This is a genomic window from Chryseobacterium sp. S0630 (assembly GCF_024158915.1).
Lineage (GTDB): Bacteria > Bacteroidota > Bacteroidia > Flavobacteriales > Weeksellaceae > Chryseobacterium.
Map to the genome: position 1 here is coordinate 147,237 of NZ_JAMZGF010000005.1, position 6,569 is coordinate 153,805.

Annotated in this window: 6 protein-coding genes; 2 read left to right on the forward strand and 4 right to left on the reverse strand. The window is 34.0% G+C overall.

Annotation, left to right across the window (positions count from 1 at the left end; all coding sequences use genetic code 11):
* Nucleotides 1-249 precede the first annotated feature (249 nt).
* The 3 genes from NK356_RS03985 to NK356_RS03995 are packed head-to-tail and all read right to left on the reverse strand — an operon-like array spanning nt 250 to nt 2,978.
* Entirely contained in the window at nt 250-993 is a 744-nt protein-coding gene (locus NK356_RS03985; protein ID WP_253316300.1) for a hypothetical protein, read from the reverse strand.
* 10 nt (nt 994-1,003) lie between these two features.
* Nucleotides 1,004-2,086 carry a PorV/PorQ family protein gene (locus NK356_RS03990; RefSeq protein ID WP_034693290.1) on the reverse strand — a complete coding sequence of 361 codons (1,083 nt, stop codon included), beginning with the start codon at nt 2,084-2,086 and terminating at the stop codon, nt 1,004-1,006.
* 13 nt (nt 2,087-2,099) lie between these two features.
* Nucleotides 2,100-2,978 carry a DMT family transporter gene (locus NK356_RS03995; protein ID WP_253316301.1) on the reverse strand — a complete coding sequence of 293 codons (879 nt, stop codon included), beginning with the start codon at nt 2,976-2,978 and terminating at the stop codon, nt 2,100-2,102.
* 171 nt (nt 2,979-3,149) lie between these two features.
* On the opposite strand from NK356_RS03995, the gene NK356_RS04000 reads away from it, so the two are divergent.
* On the forward strand, nt 3,150-3,671 hold the full coding sequence (locus NK356_RS04000) for a GNAT family N-acetyltransferase (RefSeq protein ID WP_253316302.1): 522 nt from the start codon (nt 3,150-3,152) through the stop codon (nt 3,669-3,671).
* A gap of 283 nt (nt 3,672-3,954) precedes the next feature.
* Nucleotides 3,955-5,583 carry an acyl-CoA carboxylase subunit beta gene (locus tag NK356_RS04005; RefSeq protein WP_034693284.1) on the forward strand — a complete coding sequence of 543 codons (1,629 nt, stop codon included), beginning with the start codon at nt 3,955-3,957 and terminating at the stop codon, nt 5,581-5,583.
* A gap of 82 nt (nt 5,584-5,665) precedes the next feature.
* On the opposite strand, the gene NK356_RS04010 is transcribed toward NK356_RS04005, so the two are convergent.
* A complete protein-coding gene (locus NK356_RS04010) occupies nt 5,666-5,863 on the reverse strand; it encodes a hypothetical protein (protein ID WP_034693282.1) in 198 nt (65 codons plus the stop codon).
* Nucleotides 5,864-6,569 lie beyond the last annotated feature (706 nt).

Genomic DNA, 6,569 nt, shown 5'->3' on the forward strand with positions numbered 1-6,569 from the left:
ATATTTTATTAAAAAATATTATTATATGTATTTTTTTCATAAATTAGAGTTATCAACTAATAACAATAATACTATGAAAATTTCACTCATTTTATAAATACTTCCACCATCTTATTTAGATTATGAATGGTTAGATTACCTTCCATATCTATAGGATAGTATTTTCGAAAAAAATGAAAAACACATCAACATATATATTATAAAAGGCTCTTTTTCAAGAGCCTTTTGTACTTATTTATTTTTATTTGATTATTTTGCGGCAAAAACTTCTTTCGCATATCTTCCATCTGTCTGTGGAAGATCTATTACAATATTCCCATTTTCAAAATATCCGATCGTTGTATTTCCATCAGCCATTTTTACAAGGAAAACAGAATTTTTTGAAGTTGCTTTGAAAATAGCAAATGGTACTGAGCTACCAGACTTTGCCAAAATAAACTGGCTAGGATCAATCTGTATTTTCTGAAGATCCAGTTTCCCGTTCGAGTAATTACTCGCCTCCGGAGTTGTTGTAGACGCTACAGATACCACAGGGTCAGGAGATGTATGTTGAGCACTATTATTAGATGCAGGTAATAACGCAGCGGGATTGGAAGCCGGTACTTTTATCAAAGCCTGCTTCAATGCTTCGCCAAGTCCTTCTTCAAATTCTTTAATATTTGAACTCCCTTTAGATTCCAGTATCAAATTGTTATTACAATCTTTAAATTGCAATATCAGTTTATTTTTAAATATATTTTTATCATTTAGAACATCTGCTGTAACCACATTACAATAATTGGTTTTGGCTTCAGATGGCCAGTTATCTTTAATAATAGGAAGAATTATATATTTTCTTTCTGTCAGAGCTTTAAGAAAAGAGTTTTTCAATCCGTAATCTCCGCTGAAAGTCTGAAATTTTTCGGGAACTGCAACATATTTATAATCCGAAACCTTTTGTGCGAAAGCTATTGTTGAGCAAACAACCATCACCAATATTGATAACTTTTTCATTTTTATAATTTTAATCGTTTCTAAATGCTCCCATATCCAGTTTTAATGAGAAGAAATTGGAATAGAAATTAGATCCGCCAATTCCTGAATTCGTAATTGCATAATCCAGTGTAAGTCCTCTATATCTGATCCCAAGACCTGCACTCGGCTGGAAAGAAACTTTTCTTTTAAGGTCTTCTATATCTGTAATAGACTGGAATCTATTGATCCCCAATCTCACAAAAATCATTTTCTGATATCCCAGTTCAGCTCCTGCATAGGGACTGATACTGGCAAAATCTGTTGAAATTAATGATGCTGTTTTAGCAAAATCAACATTGATACCTGCTTCCGGTAATACATACACACTGCTATTGATTTCGAATAGCTTGCTGGCACCTACATTCAGCTTCGGCATTGTAAGTTCAAGTTTATCTTTAGGAGCAGGGTTAAATTCTTCCCCGTTTACAACAGTAGAAAGTTCTTTCTGATTAATCGTCCAGAAGTTTACAGTAGTCGTAATATCTCTCACCATACCTCCGAATTTCCATCCGTTATCTGCTTTATAAATTGCTCCCACATCGAAACCAAAACCATAACCATTTGCAAATTTACCTACATTTCTATAAACAATTTTAGCATTCACCCCAACATCCAATTTTGGATTTCCTCCCGGTCTGAAAGCATAAGAAAGAATAGCAGCATAATCGGATTGGGAGAACTTGGTAATTTTATCATAATCGATATTCCCTTCAGAATCGATCATTTGGGTAGTATTTAAAATATTGTCAACTCCAAGCCTTACTACCGAAACCCCAAAAACACCTTCTTCAAGTACTTTTGCATAGGCCAGATAGTCATATTTTGCAATGGATTCAAAGTATTCCGCATGCATTGCAGCTCCTTGCCAATCTCTTTCGACTGACATTAAACCTGCAGGGTTCCACATTGGAGAATATACGTCATCCTGGTTGGTAATTACTGCTCCTCCCATGGCAAGTCCTCTTGCTCCGGCTCCGATATTTAAGAATTCATTGGAATATTTCCTGATAATCTGAGATTGAGAAAGCCCAAACAGCAGTGAAAATGCAAGTAAAAAATATTTTTTCATCATATAAATTTGATGCTTAGTTTAAGTTTTTAGTTTTTCTGGCTTTTATTAATCCATTTGCAATGATTGCCAGTATCATAACACCTGAAGCGACATAAAATATAGGGCTCATATGTTCTGATTCCCCAAAGATAAAAAAAGCTAGTATAATTCCGTAGACCGGTTCTAAATTAACTGTTAAAATTAAAGTAAAAGGTGATATATATTTCATTAAATTCACCGATTCCAGCATTGGAAAAGCAGTGAAAACACTGGCTAACAAGCATATTAACGCCAGATCTCTGTAGTTTATTTCATTCATCTGAAAAATTTGCCCTGAAAACAAATAAAATAACATTAAAATGAACCAACCACAGAAAATTTCATAAAAAATAATGTTCCCCGAACTTGTTTTCCCAAACATCTTACCATTAAAAACAGAAAAAATAGTTCCGAATATAGCACACAAAATTCCATAAATAATACCTTCTTTAAAATGAAATTCTGTCTTAAAGATCAATAGTATACAGGCCACAATAACAGTTCCCATGATTACTTCAGATGCATCAATTTTCCTCTTGAAAATAATCGGCTCCAAAATTGAGGCGAAAAGTGTAGATAAAGAAAGACAGCTTAGCGCAATAGAAACATTGGAAACTTTAATAGAGTAAAAAAAGCAGTACCAATGGAGTGCCATCGCAAAACCTATTGCTGCCAGTTGAAAAAATATTTTTTTGGAAACCTTTATGCTCTCCTTTTTAAAAATCCTGATGAATATGCAAAGAAAAATAGAGGCAAACAACATTCTGTAAAAAACCAGAATCTGTGCATTGGCCTGAATCAATTTTCCCAGAATTGCAGTGAACCCCCATAAAAAAACTATTAAATGCAACCTGAAAAGTGCCAATTTATGCATAACCTATCCCCTTTTTATTTTAACGTGCAAATTTACAAATACGCTTTTATAAATCTTGTAAAAAAATATAAATTTACAGTAATAAAAAGATAATAAATAAAGTTTTTTATAGCTTTACTCTTAATTCAGAACACTTTCTATTAATTTAATAAAAAGATCAGTCAACTAATTATGATATTAAGTCCGAGCATTGAAATCAAAACAAAACATCTTACTTTAAGTCCTGTTGAAGACTTACACATCGATGATATTTTGGAACATTTTACCAATGAGGTGACCAGATACATGCCTTTTAACCCGCAAGGGAATAGACAGGATATAATCAACTTTGTTGACGAATCAAAAAGAACTTTGTCACAAAATACAGATCTGGTGATGGTGGCTCTGGATTCCGATAAAGGTTTTGTGGGCTGTTGCGGCATTCATAATATAACAGAGGAATCTGTTGAGCTTGGATTATGGTTAAAAAAGAACTCTCAAGGAAAAGGATTAGGAACCGAAATCATAACAACTCTTATTGAATTCCTGGAAAATAATTTTACTTTTAACTATATTTTATATCCTGTGGATGAAGAAAATATAGCCAGCAAAAAAATTCCGGAAAAACTTGGCTTCATTCCTGTAAAAAAATACAAAAAATATAAAAATGATACCACCGATCTCAATATTGTAGAATATAGAAAATATTACTAGCGTTTACAATTTGATCATAAAAAAACCCTGAAAATGTGTTAAACTTTCAGGGCCTTCAAATAATAAACTATTAAAAAAATAAACTAGGAACAGAGTAATTTTCAGAGGTTATCACCCTCCATTACTCTTATGTAAAGTTAGAAAAAATATAAATTATTTGAAAATATTTTTTAGTTAAAAATTTCACAAATTACTAAAAACCAAATAATTAAACATCTGTTTTACTTCCAATTCGTATTCCTCATAAAAATAGTATCTTTAAGCGTAAAAAATTGAAAATTTTATGGACATCGAATTCAATAAACGAGAAGATCAGAACAGATTAAAATTATCTGAAATAAATCGCTTACTCACTGAAATCAAAAAAGGAGGTGGTGAGAAGAGGCTTCAAAAGCTTCGTGATGAAGGAAAAATGACAGCAAGAGAAAGAATAGATTATCTTCTCGATAAAAATTCAGATTCCATAGAAGTGGGTGCATTTGCAGGATATGAAATGTATCAAGAGCACGGAGGATGTCCTAGTGGAGGTGTAGTGGTTGTTATTGGCTACGTTTCCGGAAGACAATGTATTGTAGTTGCTAATGATGCCTCTGTAAAAGCTGGTGCATGGTTCCCTATCACAGGAAAGAAAAACCTGAGAGCACAGGAAATTGCTATGGAAAACAAACTTCCTATTATTTATCTGGTAGACTCTGCAGGTGTTTACCTTCCTATGCAGGATGAGATCTTCCCTGATAAAGAACATTTTGGACGAATTTTCAGAAATAATGCTAAAATGAGTTCTATGGGAATCATCCAGATCTCTGCCGTTATGGGGAGCTGTGTAGCTGGAGGAGCTTATCTTCCTATTATGAGCGACGAGGCGATGATTGTGGATAAAACAGGTTCTATTTTCCTTGCCGGAAGCTATCTTGTAAAAGCAGCTATCGGAGAAAGTATCGATAACGAAACATTAGGTGGAGCGACCACTCACTGCTCTATTTCAGGTGTAACAGATTATAAAGCTAAAGATGATAAAGATGCTTTGAATAGAATCAAAAACATCATGAAATCTATTGGAACTACTGAAAAAGCAGGCTTTGACAGAATAGAGAGTTTTCCACCAAAAGAAAACCCGGAAAATATTTTCGGAATTATGCCGGTTTCAAGAGCTGAACAATATGATACTTATGAAATTATAAAGTGTATTGTGGATAACTCCGAATATGAAGAATACAAGCCAGATTACGGTAAAAGTATTATCTGTGCAACGGCAAGAGTTGATGGCTGGTCTGTAGGAATTGTAGCCAATCAGAGAAAGCTCGTTAAAAGTGGAAAAGGAGAAATGCAGTTCGGAGGAGTAATCTACTCTGATTCTGCTGATAAAGCAACCCGATTTATTGCCAATTGTAATCAAAGAAAGATACCTTTAATCTTCTTACAGGATGTTACCGGATTTATGGTTGGTTCCAAGTCAGAACATGGCGGAATTATCAAAGATGGAGCTAAAATGGTAAATGCAGTTTCCAATTCTGTTGTTCCTAAGTTCACTATTATTACGGGTAACTCTTATGGAGCAGGTAATTATGCAATGTGTGGAAAAGCTTATGATCCAAGATTAATTGTTGCATGGCCTTGGGCTGACTTAGCAGTAATGGGAGGAGCACAAGCCGCAAAAGTATTGGCTCAGATTCAGGAATCAACATTGAAAAAACAAGGAAAAGAAATTTCGGAAGAAGAGCACAACGAAATTCTGGATACGATTTCTAAAAAATATCAGAAACAAACTGAATCTACTTATGCAGCTGCAAGATTATGGACAGATGCCATCATTAATCCTGCAGATACCAGAAAATGGATTTCTATGGGAATTGAAGCTGCTAATAATGCTCCTATCACTGAGAAATTCAACTTAGGTGTAATACAGGTATGATAATTCCTAAATAAGAAAATAAACGCGGCTATCTCAGTTTGAGATAGCCGCATTCTTATTATTTAAAAGCCTTAATTATAATTTAAGACAGATATTCTTCTTTACAAAATTCGACAGGACTTCCAAGTCTGATGCAGCATTGATACTTAGTCATGCAAATTCCATTTGGCCAGCCTGGAGGATAGCACATTCCAAATGCAGGATCATCAGGACATGTAGGTCCTCCGCTTCCTTTTAATGATTTTAAACTCTCTCTTGAAATCTTCACTAGATTTTTCATAGTTATTTTAGTTTTAGTTATTTCCTACTCTATTTAAGCTTTTCGGATAACGCTTTACTAAAATATCAATTTTTCCACACATAGTGAAATTTAATTCATGATATTGACTATATGCAATTTATTTTTCCCATTCTACATTATAGATTGAATGAATAAGCCATTATTTCAGCTGTGTCATTCCGTAAGAATCAAGGTTCATGTATGAGAGGTTTAAAGGATGTAAGATGACAAGAAAATGTCTAAGTTTTTTAGCAGTTAGTATCAGCAGTGTCATGCTGAGCGGAGTCGAAGCATCTTAAATATTTTTGTTATTCTAATTCTACCGAAGAACTTTATTTAGACTCCTACGGAGTGACAGACTGGGTTGGAATAAAGAATAGTATTGAAGGTAAAGACCCATTGTTGGATAAAGAATGGAAAAACAGAGGGCTGGAAGCATGAAGCTTGAAGCTGGAGGAAGGAAGATAAAGGAGATATGAGCTAGGTAGTTTATTACGTCGCATCTATTACTAATTACTAATTACTCATTACTCATTGCCTATTACTCATTGCTCATTACTTATGTCTCTGTTGGGTTTTGGGGCTGTGTTGTTGGTGTATGTATATAACAAAAAAACCTTTATCGTAAAGATAAAGGTTTTTTAAAAATAAAATAAAAACTGGCGGCGGCCTACTCTCCCGCGTTAGCAGTACCATCGGCGCTGGT